General features: G+C 69.5%; 16 protein-coding genes and 3 pseudogenes. 12 read left to right on the forward strand and 7 right to left on the reverse strand.

Annotated elements, in window-relative coordinates; all coding sequences use genetic code 11:
- The first annotated feature begins 127 nt into the window (after window positions 1-127).
- Together FG385_RS01645 and FG385_RS34220 are read left to right on the forward strand one after the other, a co-directional pair.
- Window positions 128-355 (forward strand): hypothetical protein, encoded by a 228-nt coding sequence (locus FG385_RS01645; protein ID WP_139094754.1) that lies wholly within the window; start codon window positions 128-130, stop codon window positions 353-355.
- On the forward strand, window positions 352-531 hold the full coding sequence (locus tag FG385_RS34220; protein ID WP_200834248.1) for a hypothetical protein: 180 nt from the start codon (window positions 352-354) through the stop codon (window positions 529-531). The genes FG385_RS01645 and FG385_RS34220 overlap by 4 nt, the downstream gene beginning before the upstream one ends.
- On the opposite strand, the gene FG385_RS01655 is transcribed toward FG385_RS34220, so the two are convergent.
- Window positions 512-1,330, reverse strand: a complete 819-nt coding sequence (locus FG385_RS01655) for a class I SAM-dependent methyltransferase (RefSeq protein ID WP_139094755.1) — start codon at window positions 1,328-1,330, stop codon at window positions 512-514. The genes FG385_RS34220 and FG385_RS01655 overlap by 20 nt on opposite strands.
- 61 nt (window positions 1,331-1,391) lie before the next feature.
- Window positions 1,392-2,264, reverse strand: coding sequence for an RluA family pseudouridine synthase (locus FG385_RS01660; protein ID WP_139094852.1), 873 nt, complete (start codon window positions 2,262-2,264; stop codon window positions 1,392-1,394).
- A 270-nt stretch (window positions 2,265-2,534) separates the two neighbouring features.
- Between FG385_RS01660 and FG385_RS01665 the strand changes: the two genes are divergently transcribed.
- The 6 genes and pseudogenes from FG385_RS01665 (at window position 2,535) to FG385_RS01680 (ending at window position 10,843) form a co-directional block, all read left to right on the forward strand.
- Window positions 2,535-5,174 (forward strand): ATP-binding protein, encoded by a 2,640-nt coding sequence (locus FG385_RS01665; protein ID WP_235022310.1) that lies wholly within the window; start codon window positions 2,535-2,537, stop codon window positions 5,172-5,174.
- A 13-nt stretch (window positions 5,175-5,187) separates the two neighbouring features.
- Window positions 5,188-5,814, forward strand: a pseudogene (locus FG385_RS35520) (DNA gyrase subunit A); the annotation flags it as partial.
- A 312-nt stretch (window positions 5,815-6,126) separates the two neighbouring features.
- Window positions 6,127-6,345, forward strand: a pseudogene (locus tag FG385_RS35525) (LAGLIDADG family homing endonuclease); the annotation flags it as partial.
- 390 nt (window positions 6,346-6,735) lie between these two features.
- Window positions 6,736-8,817: pseudogene (locus FG385_RS35530) on the forward strand (DNA gyrase subunit A); the annotation flags it as partial.
- Between the two features lie 134 nt (window positions 8,818-8,951).
- Window positions 8,952-10,505, forward strand: coding sequence for an ATP-binding SpoIIE family protein phosphatase (locus tag FG385_RS01675; RefSeq protein ID WP_139094758.1), 1,554 nt, complete (start codon window positions 8,952-8,954; stop codon window positions 10,503-10,505).
- Window positions 10,502-10,843: an STAS domain-containing protein gene (locus tag FG385_RS01680; RefSeq protein ID WP_139094759.1), complete on the forward strand. Its 342-nt coding sequence runs from the start codon at window positions 10,502-10,504 to the stop codon at window positions 10,841-10,843. Before FG385_RS01675 ends, FG385_RS01680 begins: the two co-directional genes overlap by 4 nt.
- Here the strand turns inward: FG385_RS01680 and FG385_RS01685 are convergent.
- Window positions 10,840-12,564, reverse strand: coding sequence for an IlvD/Edd family dehydratase (locus tag FG385_RS01685; RefSeq protein ID WP_139094760.1), 1,725 nt, complete (start codon window positions 12,562-12,564; stop codon window positions 10,840-10,842). The genes FG385_RS01680 and FG385_RS01685 overlap by 4 nt on opposite strands.
- A 121-nt stretch (window positions 12,565-12,685) precedes the next feature.
- Between FG385_RS01685 and FG385_RS01690 the strand changes: the two genes are divergently transcribed.
- Both FG385_RS01690 and FG385_RS01695 read left to right on the forward strand, forming a co-directional pair.
- Complete coding sequence (locus FG385_RS01690) at window positions 12,686-14,116, forward strand: MDR family MFS transporter (protein ID WP_139094853.1); 1,431 nt, start codon at window positions 12,686-12,688, stop codon at window positions 14,114-14,116.
- Entirely contained in the window at window positions 14,113-14,520 is a 408-nt protein-coding gene (locus FG385_RS01695; RefSeq protein ID WP_235022313.1) for a MarR family winged helix-turn-helix transcriptional regulator, read from the forward strand. The genes FG385_RS01690 and FG385_RS01695 overlap by 4 nt, the downstream gene beginning before the upstream one ends.
- Window positions 14,521-14,530: 10 nt before the next feature.
- Here FG385_RS01695 and FG385_RS35385 read toward each other — a convergent pair whose 3' ends face one another.
- From FG385_RS35385 to FG385_RS01710, 4 genes are all read right to left on the reverse strand, one after another.
- Window positions 14,531-14,725, reverse strand: a complete 195-nt coding sequence (locus tag FG385_RS35385) for a hypothetical protein (RefSeq protein ID WP_327436807.1) — start codon at window positions 14,723-14,725, stop codon at window positions 14,531-14,533.
- 166 nt (window positions 14,726-14,891) lie between these two features.
- Complete coding sequence (locus tag FG385_RS35390) at window positions 14,892-15,047, reverse strand: hypothetical protein (protein ID WP_327436808.1); 156 nt, start codon at window positions 15,045-15,047, stop codon at window positions 14,892-14,894.
- On the reverse strand, window positions 15,047-16,528 hold the full coding sequence (locus FG385_RS01705) for a PucR family transcriptional regulator (protein ID WP_139094762.1): 1,482 nt from the start codon (window positions 16,526-16,528) through the stop codon (window positions 15,047-15,049). Before FG385_RS01705 ends, FG385_RS35390 begins: the two co-directional genes overlap by 1 nt.
- Window positions 16,525-17,580, reverse strand: a complete 1,056-nt coding sequence (locus FG385_RS01710; protein ID WP_139094763.1) for a DUF917 domain-containing protein — start codon at window positions 17,578-17,580, stop codon at window positions 16,525-16,527. Before FG385_RS01710 ends, FG385_RS01705 begins: the two co-directional genes overlap by 4 nt.
- Window positions 17,581-17,654: 74 nt before the next feature.
- On the opposite strand from FG385_RS01710, the gene FG385_RS01715 reads away from it, so the two are divergent.
- Complete coding sequence (locus FG385_RS01715) at window positions 17,655-19,394, forward strand: alpha/beta hydrolase family protein (RefSeq protein ID WP_139094764.1); 1,740 nt, start codon at window positions 17,655-17,657, stop codon at window positions 19,392-19,394.
- Window positions 19,394-20,260 (forward strand): alpha/beta fold hydrolase, encoded by an 867-nt coding sequence (locus FG385_RS01720; protein ID WP_139094765.1) that lies wholly within the window; start codon window positions 19,394-19,396, stop codon window positions 20,258-20,260. The genes FG385_RS01715 and FG385_RS01720 overlap by 1 nt, the downstream gene beginning before the upstream one ends.

Genomic DNA, 20,260 nt, shown 5'->3' on the forward strand with positions numbered 1-20,260 from the left:
AACCGAATTCGGACACCGCACAGCGATCGCCGGAACCCGGAGAGTCATTTCCCGTTGACCAGGCCCGATGCGAAGGGTGAAATACGCTCTGTCATCCCGCGACTGCGCAAAGCCAAGGAGGAGCATGGTGAAACGCGCGTTGGCGCACCCCGGTCCGGCCGGGCCCGTGATCGTGCTCGAGGCGCTGCACAACCTCGCCCGCGTCCAGCCGGAACTCGCCACCGTCACCGTCACGGTCACGGGACGGGGCTTGACGAAGAAGGTGCTGCTGGCTTCGCTCGCCGCGTGCGTCGAGGCCAACCCGGCGTCGATCGATCCCAACGCGATGCTGCGGGTGCTGACGTACACCCCATGAACTCCTTTGAAGATCTGCTGGCCGCGACCGAGTCCTGGCCGCCGAATCTCGCCGTTGCCGCGCGGAACCTGCGCCCGCTCGGGGCCCGGGTGGTCGGCGCGCTGCACGACCATATCCGGGAACACGGTTCGTTCGTCGCGCATTCACGACGTTTCCTCATCGAGGCGCGGGCGTGACCTCCGCCAGCACGAGCCGCGAAAGCGTGCCGGGCGTCAGGCCGTCCGCACGCTGCCACAGCTCGCGGGCGACCGCTTCCCGCTGGCTCATGTCGGCGACCGCCTGAAGACCGTTTTCCTTGAGCAGCACGGAAATCTGCTCGGGAGAGAAGCAGCTTCGCCACGGTTCGCCGCGGTCCGCGGCCACGGCGGACACACCATCGGCGTACGCCTGGGCCGCAGCGTCCCGAAGCTCCGCCGGAACCAGGTAGTCGGCCGACAAGCGGCTGCCCGGCGCGAAGTTTCCCACCACCGCAAGCGTTCTGGCGATCGACTCGCGGCTCAGGTACATCGTGACGCCGAGCCAGCCGACGAAGGCCGGTTCGCCCGGATCGAATCCGGCTCCGGCGAGCGCTCGCGCGAGATCGCCGTTCTCGAAGTCGAACGGGACGTAGGAAGCCGCACCCGGCAGCCGGTCTCGCTTCCACTGCTGCATTTCCGGGTGGTCGACCTCGAACACCCGCACACCGAGGGTGTCGCGATGCGCGAACGAGTCGAGACCGGCGCCGAGCAGCACGTACTGGCGGGCGCCCGAGGCGGCGAGCGCGTCCTCGGTGAACCGGCTGCGGACGGCCGTCTGGATACGGGCGCTGCGCAGGATCGGGTGGTCGCCGTGAGATCGGTGGTATCGAACGAGCTCCTCGGCGCGGTCGCCGAGGAGCGTCATCGCGTGGACGTCCGCGAACAGGCGCGGCTCGGCATCGACGATCAGATGGGCGGCACGCGCGGCCGCGGCGGTGAAAGCGGTTTCACTGAGCATTCGCCCACGCTATCCGAACAATTTCTAAGTATAGCACAAAAAAGAAAATTCCGGAAGATCGCTACGATTCCCATTCGGTCAAGGATTCCCATGCCCGCAGGGTTCGGCGGCTCTCGAAACGGCGAGGCTCACCGCTGAGCGGATCGGTGAACTCCAGCGTCTTCGCGAGCAGCTGCAAGGGCCGGCGGAAGTCGTGCAGCGGGGTTTCGGTGACCACGGGGTAGAACCGGTCGCCGAGGATCGGGATGCCCAGCCGGCTCAGGTGCACGCGCAGCTGGTGGGTGCGTCCCGTCGCGGGCACCAGCCGGTAGCGGCCGAGCCCGTTCGCGTGCTCGATCAGCTCGACGAAGGTCTCCGCGTTCGGCTCGCCCGAGACCTCTTGCGCGGTAACGGTTCCGCGTTCCTTCACGATCCGGCTCACCACCGTGCGCGGCAGTTCGAGCGCCGGGTCGAACCGGGCGACGGCCTCGTACTCCTTGCGCACCCGCCGATCCCGGAACAGCGTCTGGTACGCGCCCCGGTGCTCGCGGTGGGTCACGAACATCAGCAGCCCGGCCGTGACCCGGTCCAGCCGGTGCGCCGGGCTGAGCTCGGGCAGGCCGAGGTCGCGCCGCAGCCGCACGAGCGCCGTCTCGACCACGTGCCGCCCGCGTGGGATGGTCGCCAGGAAATGCGGTTTGTCGACCACGACGAGGGTGTCATCCGCGTACACGACCGAGATCTCGAACGGCACCGGCGTCTCTTCGGGCAGATCGCGGTGGAACCAGATGTACGCGCCCGCCTTGAACGGCGTTTCGGCCGTCACCGGCCCGTCCAGCCCCACGATCCGCTCTTCGGCGAGCATCTCGTCGAGCCGAGCCGGAGGCAGCCGGGGGATGCGTTCGACCAGGTGGTCGCGGATCGTCGCCCACGGCCCTTCCAGCGGCAGCCGCATGCGCGCGGGAGCCAGCCCGTTGCGCGGCGGGAGCGGGGCTTCGGGCCGGGTACGCACACCCCGAGGATAACCGGGGTCGGCGCGCGCCCCGAGAAACACGGTTCTGTCGGTCGTGTCCGATACCCTGTCCTACCGTGGGTCGCCGGTTCGACGCCACATCACGCCACGACCTGGGAGAAAGACCCTGTGACCGCTTCTGCTGAGCCTCTGTACGGGGCCGATGACCTCACACATCTCGAGGGACTGGAAGCCGTTCGGAAGCGACCCGGTATGTACATCGGGTCCACCGACAGCCGCGGGATCAACCACCTCTTCACCGAGATCGTGGACAACTCGACCGATGAAGGTGTCGCGGGTCACGCCGGCCGCGTCGTGGTGACGCTGCACGCCGACGGCAGCGTCCAGGTCGATGACGACGGCCGCGGTATCCCCACCGACAAGCACGCCAAGTCCGGGCTGTCCGGGGTCGAACTGGTGCTCACCCGGCTGCACGCGGGCGGCAAGTTCGGCGGTTCCGGCTACAAGACTTCGGGCGGCCTGCACGGCGTCGGCGCGTCGGCGGTCAACGCGCTGTCGCACCGCTTCGACGTTGCGGTCAGGCAGCGCGGCAAGGTGTACGAGATGTCCTTCGCGCACGGTGTGCCCGGTGTGTTCGACGGTCCGGGCCCGAAGGCGAAGTTCACGCCGCAGCCGGGCCTGCGCGTCGCGGGCCGGATGAAGCGCGGTGAGCGCACCGGCACGTCGATCCGGTACTGGTACGACTCCCGTTACTTCGAGACCGGCGCGAAGCTCGACACCGAGGCCGTGCGCGCCAAACTGCGGAACACCGCGTTCCTCGTGCCGGGTGTCACGTACGTGCTGCGCTCCGCGACCGAGGACACGATCAGCGAGGAGACCTTCTCGTACCCGAACGGCCTGCGGGACATGGTCGACTTCCTGACCCCGGACGGTGACAAACCGGTCTCCGGCACGCTGATGATCACCGGCGAGGGCACATACAAGGAGAACGCCGCCGACCAGAACGGCGTGATGAAGTCCAATGTGGAGCGCCGGGCCGAGGTCGAGGTCGCGCTGCGGTGGAGCACCGGTTACGAGCGCACGGTCGAGTGCTTCACCAACACCATCCGCAACGTGCACGGCGGCACGCACCGCCGCGGTTTCGACCGCGGCTCGCTGAAAGCCTTGCAGGAGGCCATCTCCAAGACCCGCGGGCTGCTCAAGCCCAAGGAGGAGCTGCCCACTGTGGACGATGTGCTGGAGGGGATGACCGCGGTCATCCACGTCCGCATCCCGGAGCCGCAGTTCACCTCGCAGACCAAGGACGAGCTGTCCACGACCGGGATCACGCGGGTCATCCAGGGCGTCGTGGAGAAGCAGCTCAAGGCCTGGACGGAGGAGCGCAGGACCAAGGCGGAGGCCAAGGTCGTGCTGCAGAAGGTGGTCGACGCCGCGCGCGTGCGGCTCACCCAGAAGCAGCAGAAGGATGCCGCCCGCCGCAAGACGGCGCTCGAGGGCGCGGCGATGCCGCCCAAGCTGGTCGACTGCCGCACGACAGGCGTTTCGCGCAGTGAGATCTTTCTCGTGGAGGGGGATTCGGCCCTCGGGTGTTTCGTCGGTGACACGCGGGTCGCACTGGCTTTCGGGCAGAGCAAGTCGTTCGCCGAGCTTGCAGCGGATTGGGTGCAGGGCATCGGCCACTTCGGCTACGCGACCAGCAAGGCGGGCCGGGTCGTGGTGGTCCCGCTGGTCGCGCCCAGGCTGACGAAGCGCGGCGCACCGCTGGTGCGGGTGACTTTCGGCAACGGTGAGTCGGTCCGCTGCACCCCGGACCACCGGTTCCGGCTTCGCGACGGTTCCTACCGGCGAGCCGACGAGTTGGCCCCGGACGATTCGCTGATGTCGCTCCACCGATCCGTCTCGGCGAAGGCCGGCGCCACGGCGAACGGCGAGTGGCACGGCTCCCTGAGCGATGGGGACCGCTCGAAGAGGCAGTGGCAGGGCGAGCGGCTCGCGACGGTGCTGGACGTCCCCGATGGCGAACTCGCTGAGGCATCCGGGACCTTGCGCTCGCGCACCGCAAGGACGGGGCCGGGGTTCGATCGCCTGCTGGTGCGCCACGGCGGAGACTTCGGGGGCTTTCGTGAGCCCACCGGCATGGTCGATCACCGGGTGGCCGCTGTGGACGCTCTGGCGGAAACGGCCGACGTCTACGACCTGACGGTGGAGGGCTACCACAATTTCGCGCTCGAAGCCGGCGTCTTCGTCCACAACAGCGCCCGGATGGCGCGAGTCTCGGAGTATCAGGCACTCCTGCCGTTGCGCGGCAAGATCCTCAATGTGCAGAAGGCATCACTGGGTGACACGTTGAAGAACGCGGAGATCGCCTCGATCGTGCAGGTGCTGGGCGCGGGCTCCGGCCGCACCTTCGACCTGTCGACGATGCGGTACGGCCGGGTCATCCTGATGGCCGACGCGGATGTCGACGGTTCGCATATCCGCACCCTGCTGATCACGCTGTTCGCCCGGTACATGCGCCCGGTCATCGAGGACGGGCGGCTGTACGCGGCGATGCCGCCGTTGCACAAGGTCACCGCCAAGGGCCGGAGCCCGGAGACGTACTTCACCTTCACCGAACGGGAGATGGAGGCGAAGGTCGCCGAGCTACGGGAGGCGGGCAAGCAGGTCGTCACGCCCGTGCCGCGCTTCAAGGGGCTCGGCGAGATGGACGCGGACGAGTTGTGGGAGACCACGATGAACCCGGCCACCCGCTCGGTCCGCCGCATCACCCTCGACGACGTGGAAGCCGCGGACGCCGCGCTCGAACTGCTCATGGGCGAGAAGGTCGAACCGCGGCGCAACTGGCTGGTCGAATCCTCCGCGCGGGTCGACCAGGCCGCGATCGACATCTAGGAGTACCTGAACCATGGCCAGGCGCAAGACCCCCACGACGCGCGTCGATCCCAGCGCGTTCGACAACGCGGGCGCGAACGTCTTCGACAACCCGGTGAAGACCGAGATGGAGGACTCGTACCTGGAGTACGCGTACTCGGTCATCCACTCGCGGGCGCTGCCCGACGCGCGCGACGGTCTCAAGCCGGTGCACCGCCGGATCCTGTACTCGATGAGCGAAAGCGGTTACCGGCCGAACCACGCGTACGTGAAGTGCTCGCGCGTGGTCGGTGACGTGATGGGCCGCTACCACCCGCACGGCGACAGCGCGATCTACGACGCGATGGTCCGCCTGGCGCAGGACTTCTCGATGAACGCCCCGCTGGTCGACGGGCATGGCAACTTCGGTAGCCCAGATGATGGACCGGCAGCATCGCGGTACTGCGTCATCGGAGACACGCGCATCCGGCTGGCTGACGGATCGAGCCCACGTATTGCCGATGTGGTGAACCTGCCTGCCGACTCCGAGGCCGACGCCGACTTCGAAGTCCTCGACAAGGACGGGAAGCCGGTCCATGTGTCGAAGGTGTTCAACTCGGGCGTCCATCCGACGATCCGCATGACCACCAAGTCGGGTTTCTCGTTGCGCGGCAGTCAGAACCACCTCGTCCTCTGCCTGGAGGCACCGCTCGGCGTGCCGCTCTTCCAATGGCGGCGGCTCGACGAGGTGAAGTCGGGTGCAGTGGTGTGCATCGCTCGTAACGCCTGGATGCAGGTCGTTCCGACCGCCCGGGAGTACATGGTCGGCGTGCTCGCGGGCGCCGGGGTCTCCGAAGGCTTGGATGTCCAGGAGTTCAGCGGCGGCACGGATGCCCTCCGGGCGAGCCCGCTCGCCGAATGTGCCGGCCATCAGGCCCGGGACAAAGTCGTGCCGGAGTTCATCTGGAACGGCACTTGGGGAGTCAAGCGCGCGTTCCTGATGGCTGCCTTCGAAGGTGATGGCGGCTGCCGTGTCGCCCTTGACGGCTTCACGATCCAATACAGCAGCTACAGTGAACGGCTCGCCTGGGAACTCCAGGAACTGCTCGCCGAGTTCGGCGTGATCGCCACGCACCGGCAATACACCCGCCCCAACGGCTCGGTCGAGCATCGGCTCGTGGTGTCGGGGCTGCGTAACGTCCGCGCCTTCGCCGAGCGCGTCGGGTTCCTCAAGACCAAGCAGGCCAAGCTGCAGGAGTTGCTCAAGCGCTCCGGCCTGAGGCCGCACCGCCTCAGCGGTGACCGGGTGCCGTTCGTCGCCGACTACGTCCGCGGTGCGCTCGACTTCGACCGCCGGGGCAGCGGCCGGAAATGGTTGACCCAGCACAACTTCGATCGCATCGAGCGGTGGGAGACCGAGCGGCTGCGCATCATCGACCACATCGAGGACACCGAGGTGCTGGCGACGATCCTGCCGGTCATGGACTCGGGCTACCGGTTCGAGGAAGTGACCGAGGTCGCCGCGGCCGAACCTGCCGAGGTCTACTCGGTCCGGGTCGATTCCGACGATCACTCGTTCCTCGCCGGCGGTTTCGTCAACCACAACACCGAGGCGCGTATGTCGCCCGAGGCGATGCTCCTCGTGGGCGAACTCGGCGAGGACACCGTCGACTTCCGGCCGAACTACGACGGTTCGCTGCAGGAGCCGTCGGTGCTGCCGGCGGCGTACCCGAACCTGCTGGTCAACGGCACGTCCGGGATCGCGGTCGGGATGGCGACCAACATGATCCCGCACAACATGGGCGAGGTCATCGGGGCCGCGCGGTGGCTCATCAACCACCCGGCCGCGAGCCTCGACAAGCTGATGGAGTTCGTGCCCGGTCCCGACCTGCCGACCGGCGGCCTGTTGCTGGGCCTCGACGAGGTCCGCAAGGCGTACGAGACCGGCCGCGGCGTGGTCCGCATGCGCGCGAAGGTCGAGATCGGCCCGCTGGAGGGCAGCCGGGGCCGCCAGGCCATCACGGTCACCGAACTGCCCTACGGCGTCGGGCCGGAGAAGGTGATCGAGAAGATCACCGACGAGGTCAACAAGTCCAAGCGGCTCACCGGGATCGCGGACGTCAAGGACCTCACCGACCGCGAGAACGGCACCCGCCTGGTCATCGAGTGCAAGGTCGGGGTGAACCCGCAACCGCTGCTCGCGGACCTGTACCGGCTGACGCCGCTGGAGCAGTCCTTCGGTATCAACAACCTGGTGCTCGTCGAAGGGCAGCCGCGGACGCTCGGGTTCAAGCAGTTGCTGGAGGTCTTCCTCTCGCACCGCTACGAGGTCGTCACGCGGCGGACCCGGTACCGGCGGCGCAAACGCGAGGAGCGGTTGCACCTGGTCGAGGGTCTGCTGATCGCGCTGCTGGACATCGACAAGGTGATCCGGCTGATCCGCAACAGCGAGAACGCGCAGGAGGCCAAAGACGGCCTGATGAAGCGCTTCAAGCTGTCCGAGATCCAAGCGACGTACATTTTGGACACCCCGCTGCGGCGGCTGACCAAGTACGACAAGCTGGAACTGGAAGAGGAACAGGACAGGCTGCGCGACGAGATCGCCGAGCTGACCAAGATCCTCGAGGACGACCGGGAGCTCAAGCGGGTCGTCTCGGCCGAGCTGGCCAAGATCGCCAAGGAGTTCCGCACCGAACGGCGCACCGCGCTGATCGACGGGGATCTCAAAGAGGTGCTCGCGGCCTCGCAGCCGGCGGGCCCGCGCGAGGTCGCGGACGACCCGTGCCAGGTGATCCTCTCGGCCACCGGGCTGGTCGCGCGCTCGGCCGCCGAGTCCGAGGAGGCCCCGGAGGGCCGCCTTCGCCACGGGCGCGTCAAACACGACGCGGTCGCGGCCCTCGTGCACTCGACGGCACGAGGCCAGGTCCTGCTGATCTCGAACCGCGGGCGGGCGTTCAAGATCGACGTGCTCCCGTTGCCCGTGCTGCCGGAACAGGCGGGCACGGTGTCGATGCGCGGTGGGATGGCCGCGCGTGAACTGGCGCCGCTGGACAACGGCGAGAAGGTCATCGGGATCGCCCCGCTCGGCGAGCAGGCGGCCGATTCGCCCGGGGTCGCGCTGGGTACCCGCCAGGGCGTGGTGAAGGTGTGCGCGCCCGAATGGCCGGTGCGAGCGGACGAGTTCGAGATCATCAGCCTCAAGGACGGCGACGAGCTGGTCGGCGCCACCTGGCTGACCAACCGGAACGAGACGCTCGCGTTCGTCACGTCGGACGCGTCGCTGCTGAGGTTGTCCGTGTCGCTCGTGCGCCCGCAGGGGCTCAAGAGCGCCGGCATGGCGGGGATCAAGCTCGTGCCGGACTCGCACGTGGTGTTCTTCGGCGCGGTCCGCACGGACGATCAGGAACACGGTGAGCCGATGGTCGTGACGGCGACCGGGCAGACGGTGAAGACGACCCCGTTCGCCGAATACCCGGCGAAGGGCCGCGCGACGTCAGGCGTGCGTGCGCACCGGTTCCTCAAGGGTGAGCACGCGGTGACGGTGGCGTGGATCGGTCCGCGACCGGCGGGTTCGGCTCGCAACGGGGATCCGGTGGAGCTGCCCGAGCCGACCGTCCGCCGCGACGGGTCCGGTGCCGCTCATCCGGGGCCGGATGTCGTCGGTCACCTCATCGAGCGCGGATGATCCACCCGGGGTAGCCGAGGGTATACGGAAAGCGAGGTATTTCCCGCTGGTTGGCGGCCGTGGGAGGACGGAGTTACCTTGGCCGAAGTCCCTACGTGAGTTTCCCGAGTTCCGAGGCTGGTTAACCACCGACTATGGCAAGGACGGCGAGCGCGGAAGGCTGGCGTCGCCCGGTCAGTACGGTGACCGACACCCACGCCGACAGCGCGCTGCTGCATCGGGTCTGCCAGGAGCTACGGGTGGACACCGTCGTGGTCCTGCTGCTGGCACCTGGCGGGCGTGAGCTCGTCGCGTCCGCCGCCGTGGGCATCGAGCTCGAGGTCCGCCACGGCGTGCGCATCCCGGTCGGCCAGGGCTTCGCCGGGCGGGTCGCCGCCGAGCGGCGGCCGGTGACGCTGGATCGCGTCGACGGCACGACGGTGTTCAACAAGCTGTTGTGGGAAAAGGGAATCCAGAGCCTGCTGGGGGTCCCGATCCTGGCCGGCGGTGAGGTGGTGGGTGTGCTGCACGTCGGCAGCCTCACACCACGCGAGTTCACCCAGGAGGACGTCGAAGCCCTGCAGGCCGCGGCGCAAAGCTACGCGTTGTCGATCCGTCTGCAGCAGGCCCAGGCCGCGACGGCGCTGCAGCGCAGCCTGTTGCCCGCGAACCTGCCGGAGATCCCGTCGCTGGACTTCGCCGCCCGCTACGTGCCCGGCGGCCACTCGAACTTCGCGGGGGACTGGTACGACGTGTTCTCGCTGCCCAACGGTTGCCTGGGCATCGTGATCGGCGACGTGGTGGGTCACGATCTGCCGGCGGCCGTCGTGATGGGCCGGGTACGCAGCGCGTTGCGCGCGTACGCGCTCGAGACGACCGACCCGGCCGACGTGCTCACGCGGCTCGACCGCAAGTTGCAGCATTTCGAGCCGGGCATGATGGCCACCGTCCTCTATGGCACGCTCGACCCCGGTTTCGACCGGCTTCACCTGTCTTCGGCCGGCCACCTCGCGCCCGTGCTGGCTCGCCGCGGCGCGCCGGCCGAGTTCGCCCAACTGACGGTCGATCCGCCGATAGGTACGGTCCGCGAACCGCGGCGGCACACCACCTCGGTGGCGCTGCCGCCCGGCACCGTCGCCTGCTTCTACACCGACGGTCTCGTCGAGCGCCGCCACGCGCCGATCGAGGCCGGTCTGGAACTGCTTCGTTCGACGGTTGCCGAAGGCCCGGCCGAAGAGGTGTGCACCGGGGTGATGTCGGCGCTCATCGGTGACCACGTGCCAGGAGACGACGTCGCACTGCTCGCCGTCCGGCGCGAGGCCGAGATCGGGGCGATGGAGATCGCGGTGTCCGCGGTACCCGAATCGCTCAAGGACATCCGCTCGGCGATGCGCCGGTGGCTTTCGTCCACGGGGATCGGCGGCGATGTCGGCGGCGATCTCCTGCTGGCGGCTGGTGAGGCGTGCACCAACTCGGTCGAGCACGCGTACGGCCCGGCCGGCGGTGACGTGCGCGTGCGGCTCGAACGGCTCCGCGGTGAGGTGGTGATCACCGTTCGGGACAGCGGGCGCTGGCGTCCGGCACGCGGGAAGAACCGCGGGCGCGGGCTGACCCTGATGGGCAAATGCGGTGACGTGCACGTGGAGCGCGGCACCGAAGGCACCACGGTCGTCATCCGGCGCCGGCTGTGGCCGGAGGGACCGGAATGACCACGGCGAACTTCAGCGCCAGCGTGGACGGGGGCGAGGTCCTGGTCCGGATCGCCGGCGAGATCGACCTCGCGAACGCCGCCGAGGTCCAGCAGCGGATCCACGCGGTGATCACCAACGACGCGATACGGGTCGTGCTCGACCTCGCGGGTCTGGACTATCTCGACAGCGCCGGGCTGCATGTGCTGTTCACGCTCGCGGAACGGTTGCGGCTACTGCAGATCGGGCTGGACCTGGTGGTGCCGCCGGGCGCCCCGGTGCGTCGCGTGGTGGAGTTGTCCGGTCTCGCGCCCGTGGCGCGCGTGCTCCCCGAGCAGGGGCAGCGCCGTTCGTCCTAATGGGAGTCGCGGGGCACCGCGTGGCCGCGGCGACCGTGCAGGAAGCCGAAGTCGGCCCCGGTGTCGGCCTGCTCGACGTGGTGGGTGTAGAGCCAGGTGTAGCCGCTGGTCTGGGGGTTGTCCGGGGCTTTCCAGGCTTCCTGCCGCCGGGCGAGTTCGGCTTCGTCGACCTGCAGGGTCAGCGACCGGTTGGGCACGTCGAGGGTGATCTCGTCCCCGGTCTGGACCAGGGCGAGCGGCCCGCCGACGGCGGATTCGGGAGTGACGTGCAACACGACGGTGCCGTAGCCGGTGCCGGACATGCGCCCGTCGCAGATGCGCACCATGTCGGTCACCCCGGCCTTGAGCAGTTTGGCGGGCAGGGCGACGTTGGACACCTCGGGCATCCCCGGATACCCCTTGGGGCCGGCGCCCCTGATGACCAGGATCGTGTCGGGGGTGACGTCGAGATCCGGGTCGTCCGACACGGCGTGGTAGTCCTCCACGGTGTCGAACACGAGCGCCTGCCCGGTGTGGGTGAGCAGGTGCGGGGAGGCGGCGGACTGTTTGATCACCGCCCCGCCCGGGGCGAGGTTGCCGGTGAGGACGGCGGTGCCGGTGCCGGCCGGCTGGAACGGCTCGCCGGTCGAGGTGATCACCTCGGGGTTCCAGTTTTCGGCGCCGGCCACGGTGTCGGCGACGCCGAGGCCGGTGACGGTGACCGGGGCCGGGTTCAGCAGTCCCGCGTCGAGAAGCTGGCGTTGCACCACCGGCAGGCCCCCGGCGTAGCAGAAGTCCTCCATCAGGAACCGGCCCGAGGGCATCAGATCGACCAGCGTGGGCACCTCACGCGCCAGCGCGTCGAAATCGCCGAGCCGCAGCGGAACCTCGGCCCGGCCGGCGATCGCCAGCAGGTGGATGATCGCGTTGGTCGATCCGCCGATTGCGGCGTTGACCCGGATCGCGTTCTCGAACGCCTCCCGCGTCAAGATCCGTGACGGGCGCAGGTCCTCCTCGACCATCTCCACGATCCGGCCCCCGGCATCCTGGGCGATTTCGAACCGGCGCGCGTCCACCGCCGGCCACGTCGCCGACCCCGGCAGCTGCATGCCCAGCGCCTCGGCCATGCACGCCATCGTGGAGGCGGTGCCCATCGTCATGCAGTGCCCGTTGGAGCGGGCCATGCAGCCTTCGGCGAAGTAGCACTCCTCCTGGGTCATCCGGCCCGCTTTGAGTTCCTCCTCGAACTTCCACACATGCGTGCCGGACCCGACGTCCTGGCCCCGGTACTTCCCGTTCAGCATCGGGCCGCCGGTCACCATCACCGCGGGCAGATCGACGCTCGCCGCGGCCATCAGCATCGCCGGGGTCGTCTTGTCGCACCCGGAGAGCAACACCACACCGTCGAGGGGGTTGGCGCGGATGAGCTCTTCGACCTCCATCGCCATCAGGTTCCGGTACAACATCGCCGTCGGCCGCATCAACGACTCACCCGTGGACATGGTCGGGAACACCAGCGGGAACCCGCCCGCGGCCCACACCCCGCGCCGCACCGCGTCCGCGACCCGGTCCAGGTGGGCGTTGCACGGCGCCAGTTCGGACGCGCTCGTCGCGATTCCGATCACCGGGCGTCCGTCGAACACCCCCGCGCCGAAACCCTGATTCCGCATCCACGAGCGGTAGATCATCCCCGCCCGGCCGGACGCACCGAACCACGCCGCACTACGCCTCACACCAGCCACAAGCTGTTCCTCTCTTCGACGACGGCCAGGACAAACATTAAATCATTGGATGATTACCTGTCCAGAAATAGAAGTTGTACTATGCTAACTGTTATAGGTGTACAACTATTTGGGAGCGCTCTTGCCGGAGCTGACCTACCGCCGGAAGCTGCTGGTGCTGGCCATCTGCTGCACGAGCCTGTTCGTCGCGTCGCTGGACAACACGATCGTCAACCTGGCCCTGCCGTCGATCCAGCGTGAGTTCTCCACCCGGGTGTCGAGCCTGCAGTGGACCATCGACGCCTACTCGCTGGTCCTCGCCAGCCTGCTGATGCTTTCGGGCTCCACCGCTGACCGGCTCGGGCGGCGGCGCACGTTCCAGACCGGCCTCGCGGTGTTCACGCTCGGCTCGCTGCTGTGCAGCCTCGCCCCGAACGTGGGGCTGCTCATCGTGTTCCGCATGATCCAGGCCGTCGGCGGATCGATGCTCAACCCGGTGGCCATGTCGATCGTCACGAACACGTTCACCGATCCGAAGCAGCGGGCGCGCGCGATCGGTATCTGGGGCGCGGTGTTCGGCGTCAGCATGGCGCTCGGGCCGGTCGTCGGGGGCGCGCTGGTCGACGCGATCGGCTGGCGGTCCATCTTCTGGATCAACGTGCCCATCGGGGTCGCGGCCTTCGTGCTGGCCGCGGTGTTCGTGCCCGAATCGCGGGCGGCCCGCGCGCGCCGGGTGGATCCGGTCGGGCAGTCGCTGATCGTCGTGATCCTCGGCAGCCTGACCTACGGGATCATCGAGGCACCGCGCGCGGGCTGGAGTTCCGCGCAGACGATCGGCTGCTTCGCGCTGGCTGTGCTCGCGGTGGCGCTCCTCGTGCCGTACGAGAAGCGCCGCGAGGAGCCGCTGATCGACCCCCGGTTCTTCTCCAGCGCACCGTTCTCGGGGGCGACGCTGATCGCGGTGTGCAGTTTCGCCTGCATGGGCGGGTTCCTGTTCCTCAACGCGATCTACCTGCAGAACGTGCGCGGGTACTCGCCGCTGCACGCCGGGTTGCTGACCCTGCCGGCGGCCGCGATGATCCTCGCCCTTTCGCCGGTGTCCGGGCGGATCGTCGGCGGCTGGGGGCCGCGCCTGCCGCTCGTGGTCGGTGGCGTGGGCATCGCCGCCTCGGCGCTGATGCTCACCTGGCTGACCGCGCATTCGTCGCTGGGATTCCTGGTGCTGACCTACTTCGTGTTCGGGGTCGGGTTCGGCATGGTCAACCCGCCGATCACGAACACCGCCGTCGCCGGGATGCCGAGGGAACAGGCCGGGGTCGCCGCCGCGGTCGCGTCGACGAGCCGGGTGGTCGGCGGTGCGCTGGGTGTCGCCGTGCTGGGCGCGGTGGTGACCTCACGCGTCAGTGGCCCGATCGAGACCGGATTCGCGGCCGCGAGCCATGCCGCATGGTGGATCATGGCTGGATGCGGAGTCGCGGTTCTCGTGCTCGGGTTCGTGACGACCGGCCCATGGGCGCGCCGGACGGCGGCGCGGTTCGTCGAAGCGGAGATGCTCGAGGCGGGCGCGCGGTGAACGATGTCGCGGCCCGCGCGTGGGGCCGCATGCTCGATCTCGTGCTGGAGCGCAACGACCGGCGCAAGGAGGTCGTGGACGCGCTCGGCATGAGTTTCGTGAAGACGAAAGCCCTGCGGCGCCTGGCCGCGCGCCCGATGACGATGCGGGAGCTGGCCGAGGAGCTGCTGACGGACCGGCCCTATGCGACCGTCCTGGTCGACGACCTCGAACGGCGCGGCCTGGTGCAGCGCGAAGTCCACCCCGAGGACCGCCGCTCGAAGATCGTCAGCGTGACACCGGCCGGCCGGGCGGTGTCCGACACGTCGGCGCAGATCCTCCAGCGGGCGCCGGCGTCGCTGCTCGCCCTGCCGGAAGAGGATCTGGCCGCACTGGACCGGATCCTGGCCAGGCTGGCCGAATGAGGTGGCTGCCTCAGCGGGATGCGATGAACACGAACTCCCGTCCAGGCCTGTCCGGTGCTTCGCGGATCTCGTCGATGCGGAAACCCTGCGCCTCCAGGGTTTCCTCGACCTCATCCCGGTCGCGGAACCGTAGCGTCGAGTCCGACGTGAGTACCTGCCCGTCCGAGGCGAACCGGTACGTCCACCGGAAAGTCACCAGCGGCAAGCTCACCTCGACGAGTTCGACCCGGCTTTCGACCTCCCCGGTGACCCGGTGCGAAGCCCCCCGCGTCCACTCCTGTCATCCCCGATACGCCGGGTCACGGGTCTCGAACACGAGATGCCCGCCGGGGCGTAACGCCGTGTGGATGCCGCGAAGCGCGCCTTCCCAATCATCGGGCGAAACGATGGCCTGGGCCACGTTCCCGGTCATCGTGACGCGCACCCAGCGCCTCGGCGACGGCCGCGTAGACCTCGAGATCCGGGCGGGCGCCTTCGAGCGTGTCGTAGATCGGCACCAGCCGGGGATGCTCGAAGACCTCGTCCATCAGTCTCCCATGGTCACCGTGCGGCAGGCCAGATGCAGCGCGAGCCGCTCGTCCCGGCGCGTCAGATCCACGCCCAGCAACTGTTCCACCCGCGCGATCCGTGCCGCCACCGTATTTCGGTGCACGCCCAGCACCGCGGCCGTTTCCGCGAGCGACGACTCAGCGTCGAGGTATGCGGCCAGGGTGCGCACGAGATCACCCGGCGCCGGCTGCAGGGGCGCGACAAGGGCACGCGCCGCCGGTTCGAACGTGTCCGTGCGTGTCCATTCCAGCAGCAGCTGCGCCATCCCGAGCTGGTCGACGTGCAGGAAATGCCCCGCCTCCGGCCGGGTCGCGGCCAGGCGCGCGGCATCGGTCGCTTCCGCGATCGTCGTCGCGAGCCCCTCCGCGCGCGGGTACGGCCGCCCGACGCCCATATGCGTCACCAGCGTGCGACCGAGCGCCTTGTGCGCCGCGCGCAGCCGTGCCGCCAGCTTTCGCACGCGTGCGGCGGTCGGCTCCTGATCGAGCGTGAGCCAGCCCGTCCACCCCTCGCCGTGCTCGGCGATCACCGTGTCCTCCGCCCCGAGCGCGCGCACCACCTCATGGGTCCGCGCCACCGTGTCTACTGTGGACGACGCGCCGACGCGGATCCCGATATGCCAGCCGCCGAGCCGCCAGCCCGCGTCCGCGATCCGGCGGCGCAGATCCGCGCCTGGCTCGGCGTCGAGCCGCAGCAGATCGGTGAGCAACGCCGTCCGCGAACGCGCGTCCCGTTCCAGCTCCAGCCGGTTCGCCAGCAACCACCGCTGCACCGCGCTCGCCGCGACCGCGAGCGCGGGCGGTACGACGTCCGCCCGCGCCGCCGCGATTCCTTTCAGGGCCGTCGCGACCCACAATCCGGGTCTGGGATGTAACGCCGGATGCGCCAGCAGCACCCCGTCGTCGAGATCGATCCGTTGGGGCACAGGCTCTTCGGCTCGCACGAGACCGGCTTCGGCGAGTTCGCCGGCAAACGGCTGACCTTGGTTGTCCAGCAGCGCGACGGGAGCGCGCAGCAACTCCCGCAGCACCGCGACAGCCTGGTCCGGCGAATGCGGCCGGTCGTCGAGCGCACGATGCGTAGCCAGCACAAGCTGTGCCCGGTCGAGGTCCGGGGCGACGAGGTGCAACCGCGCGCTCACCAGCAGCTCCAGCGGGTCGGTTTCGCTGACCAGCAACGGAATGCCGAGCCTGTCCGCGAGTAGGCGCGTGCCCGTCAACGGCTCCACGGCGGGCAGGAGCAGCCCTGTTCCTCCGGCGTCGGCACTGCGGCGCAGCAGGGCGTCGATCCGCCAATCGGCCGGAGACACCGGACCCGCGAGCACCACGAGTTCGTCCGCGACCGGCACCTGCCCGAGGTCGAGTGTCGCGCGCACTGTCCGCAAAGGACGATCAGGATCGCCCGCGAGGACACGGACAGCGGCCCATTCCGGGGTCGCGAGCAGCGTGCGCAAGGTCATGGCAGCACCGGTTCCGTGTCGATCCCGAACGCGCGCGGTTCGAGGACGGGCAGGTGGCGGGGATCGGTCCAGAACGGCGCCGCCGGCAGCCGCAACACCGCCACCTCGACGCCTTCACGGATCGCGTCGCAGCTGATCGGTACGCAGGTCCGGCGGTCGACGACGGTGAGCACGTCCGGGGTGGACGCCACCGCGCGCCCGTCCCGCATCGCGAGCAGGTACTCGTTCTCCATTTCCAGCCGCAGCAAGGACCCGTCGCGGTGGTCGGTCAGCATCACGCTCCCGCGCCCGAACCCCGGCCGCCCGTGCTCGCCGGGCCCGATCCGGCGCGCGACCTCGAGGACGCGACCGGCAGCGAGCACGTCGCCGCCGACCGCTTCGGACAGTGTCGCGGCCGTCGGGCTTTCGCCGATCGCCAGCACGCGATGGCCCAGGTCTAGCGCGCCGCTGATCGAGCCGGGCACCGCCGCCTCGGACAGTTCCGGCGCGGGGATCGGCGCGAGCGCGAGGATCGCCCAGCCGCTCGAGCTGGCGAGGAAGGCGCGCGCGGTGCGCTCGATCGTCGCGTCAGAACCGCTGGCCAGCACCAGAACCTGGCCGCTCGGTTCGGCGACGACCGCCGGGGCGAGGCCACGCCCCACCGTCGCGACGGACAGCTGATCGAGCCGGGGCAGGCCGCGGCCCGACAGGTCGGCATCCACAATGGACAGGCCGAGGTCGTGCGCGGCGGCGATCGGCATCACCCCGTTGAGCCCGCCGACCTCGATCGAAATCAGCGCGTCGGCCCGCTCACCGGTCCACCGCTCGATCGCCGCGACGGCCGTCGCGATCTCATCGCCGCCGGGGAGCTTCTCGGTGAACACCGCCGTCGCCCCGATGACCCCGACCGGCACGACCTTCGCGTCCGGCGCGAGGCCGGCGACCGGGGTCAGTTCGGCGGGCAAACAGTTGCGCAGCAAGGCGGCGGCCGTGATCGTGTCCCCGCCGCCACCCGAGCCGAGCAGCGCGACACCGCGTTCGAGCGCGGGCACGTCGCGGGCCGTGATCTGCATGGGAAGACGGTAGACGAGGCGAAGCGACGACGCCTAATCCATCGTCTGGCCCCGCACGCTGGCATAGTGGACCGGTGACCAACGAAGCGCTCACCGCGGAACTCGTGACCGCACCCGCGCCCACCGGACTCGCGCTGTCTCCGGACGGCGGGTGGGTCGCGTACCTGCTGGGCGAGGACCTCATGGTCGTCCCGGTGGACCGGAGCGCGCCGCCACGAAAGCTGGCCGGCGGGGCGACAGTGCCTCGATGGGCGCAGGATTCGGTCTGCTTTCTTTCGGGCGGGCAACTGCACCGGATCGCGCTCACCGGCGAGGCCGAGCAGGTGACGCGGTCGCGGCCGGGGATCCACGACTACCTGCCGCTGGCCGATCCGGCGTTGATCGCCGTCATCGCGCCTGAGCGCGAAGACAGTGATGTGCGAGTGTGGAGCGAGGCGGAGCGGGACCGGCTGTGGCTCTACGACCTGCGCGAAGGCGGTCTGGCCCCGCTCGGGGACTTCGGTGACCGGCATGTCGTCGAAGTGGCCCAACGGCCCGGCGGCGGCCCGCTCGCCGTGTTGACCTGGTCCAAGCCCGAGATCGATCCTGGTTCGTACGAGCCCGAGGTACATCTGGTCGAGGACGGTGCGGTCACGAATCTGGGCCCGGCGACCGCGGAGGCGTCGTCGCTCACCTGGCGAGGGCCGGAGCTTGCCTATCTCGGGAAGACGCCCCCGGGTCTCGTCGGCGGGGATGCGGTGTTCGGCCTCGTCCCGGGAGAGGGTGCCGAACACCGGAATCTGACCGCCGGCGAGCCGCGGTGCCCGGTCGAGATACTGCCGGACCTGACGGTGTACGCGCGCGGTCTGGATACGTGGATCGGGGACCTCGAAGTGCGCGGTCTCGCCGGGTCGGTGACCGCGGGCGAGAACCTGGTCGCCGCCGTGATCAGCACGGCGTATGAGCCGCCGGAGGTGTACGCGGGTCCGAAGGGCGGGCCGCTGAAACGGCTTTCCGACACCAGGCCGGAACTGCGCGAGATCCGGTGGGGCGTCCAGGAACGCTTGTGGTACCGGGCTTCCGACGGGCTCGCGCTCGACGGTCTGCTGATCCTGCCAGCGGGCAAGTCGCGTGTGGACGGTCCGTTCCCGCTGGTCACCCTCGTGCATGGCGGCCCGTACGGGCGGTACGCCGATTGCTTGCAGCTCGCCTGGTATCCCTCTGGTCAGTGGCTCGCGACCGCGGGGTACGCCGTCTTCCTGCCGAACCCTAGGGGCGGGCAGGGCCACGGCCACGAGTTCGCGGCGACCGTCGCCGGCGCGGTCGGTCTCGATGAGTGGACCGATATCGTCGCGGGCATCGATTTGCTCGTCGCCGAAGGGTTAGCCGATCCCGGCCGGCTCGGCATCGGCGGGTGGAGCCATGGCGGGTTCGTGGCGGCGTGGGCGGTCGGGCAGACGACGACGTTCAAGGCGGCGCTGGTCGGCGCGGGGATCAGTGACTGGGGAATGCTCGCCGCGACCGGGCAGTTCGGCGCGGCGGAGGCGGCGCTCGCCGGCAGTACCGGCTGGGAAGGGCCGGGCCCGCACCAGCACGACAGGGTGAGCCCGATCAGCTACGCGTCGAGGATCCGGACTCCGGTGCTGATCGCGCACGGCGCGGCCGACACGAACGTTCCGGTCTCCCAAGCCGAATTCCTGCACCGCGCGCTGCGCCACCACGGCGTCGAGCACGAGTATGTCCTCTATCCCCGGGAAAACCACGCGATCCGCGAGCGTGCTCATCAGATCGATCTGCTGCACCGCATGCGGGCCTGGTTCGACCGGTGGCTCTAATGCGACGCCGGGCAATCCTCGCGGCCGATATGCCGACGCCCACCGTGATGCGGGACGGTCTCGCCGTGTACGTCATCGGCACCGGCGAGCCGGTGCTGCTCATGCCTGGCCCGCATCGCTTCCAGCGGCCGGGACTGCGCACCGCGGACGCGCTGATCGCGGGTCTGACCGGGCTTGGCCGCGCCGTGGTCACCTTCGACCCGCCAGGGTCGGGCGCCTCGACCCGGCCCGCCCGGTTGGGCATGGCGGAAATGCGCGGCTGCGCCGACGAGGCGCTCGCGGCGGCGGGTGCTCCGGAGCGGGTCGACGCGCTCGGTCACAGTATGGGCGGGCTGGCGCTGCTGGACTACGCCCTGGACCGGCCGGCCCGGATCCGGCGGATGGTGCTGATCGGCACGGGCAGCGGTGGCTACCGGCACGCGCCCGGGGCGTTGTGGAACCGCACGCACCCGCATTTCGCGCGCCTGGCGATGCTGGGCAGCCTGCACCTGCTCGTGCCGCGGCTGGCGACCGAACGGATCCTGAACAACCTCATCGAGCGCGAGTCCTACTGCGACAAGGCGCTGGCGCACCCAGCACCGGTATCCGCCACCGACTGGCTGTGCGCGCCGCGGGGCCGGGCAGACTGGCACCGGATCGCCAGGAAGCTCGAGTTCGGCCCGCGCCTGGCCGAACTCGATGCGGCGGTGCTGATCCTGTGCGGGCGGCATGACCCGCAGTTCCCGCCGTCGTGTTCGAACCAGCTCGCCACCGGCATCCGCCGAAGCGAGCTGATCTTCTTCGAGCGCAGCGGCCACTACCCCTTCATCGAAGAAGGCGCTTTCTGGTCTGCGGTCGGCACCTTCCTCGCGCGCACCACGGGGTAG

It is taken from the genome of Amycolatopsis alkalitolerans (assembly GCF_006152065.1).
In the GTDB taxonomy this organism is placed as follows: domain Bacteria; phylum Actinomycetota; class Actinomycetes; order Mycobacteriales; family Pseudonocardiaceae; genus Amycolatopsis_E; species Amycolatopsis_E alkalitolerans.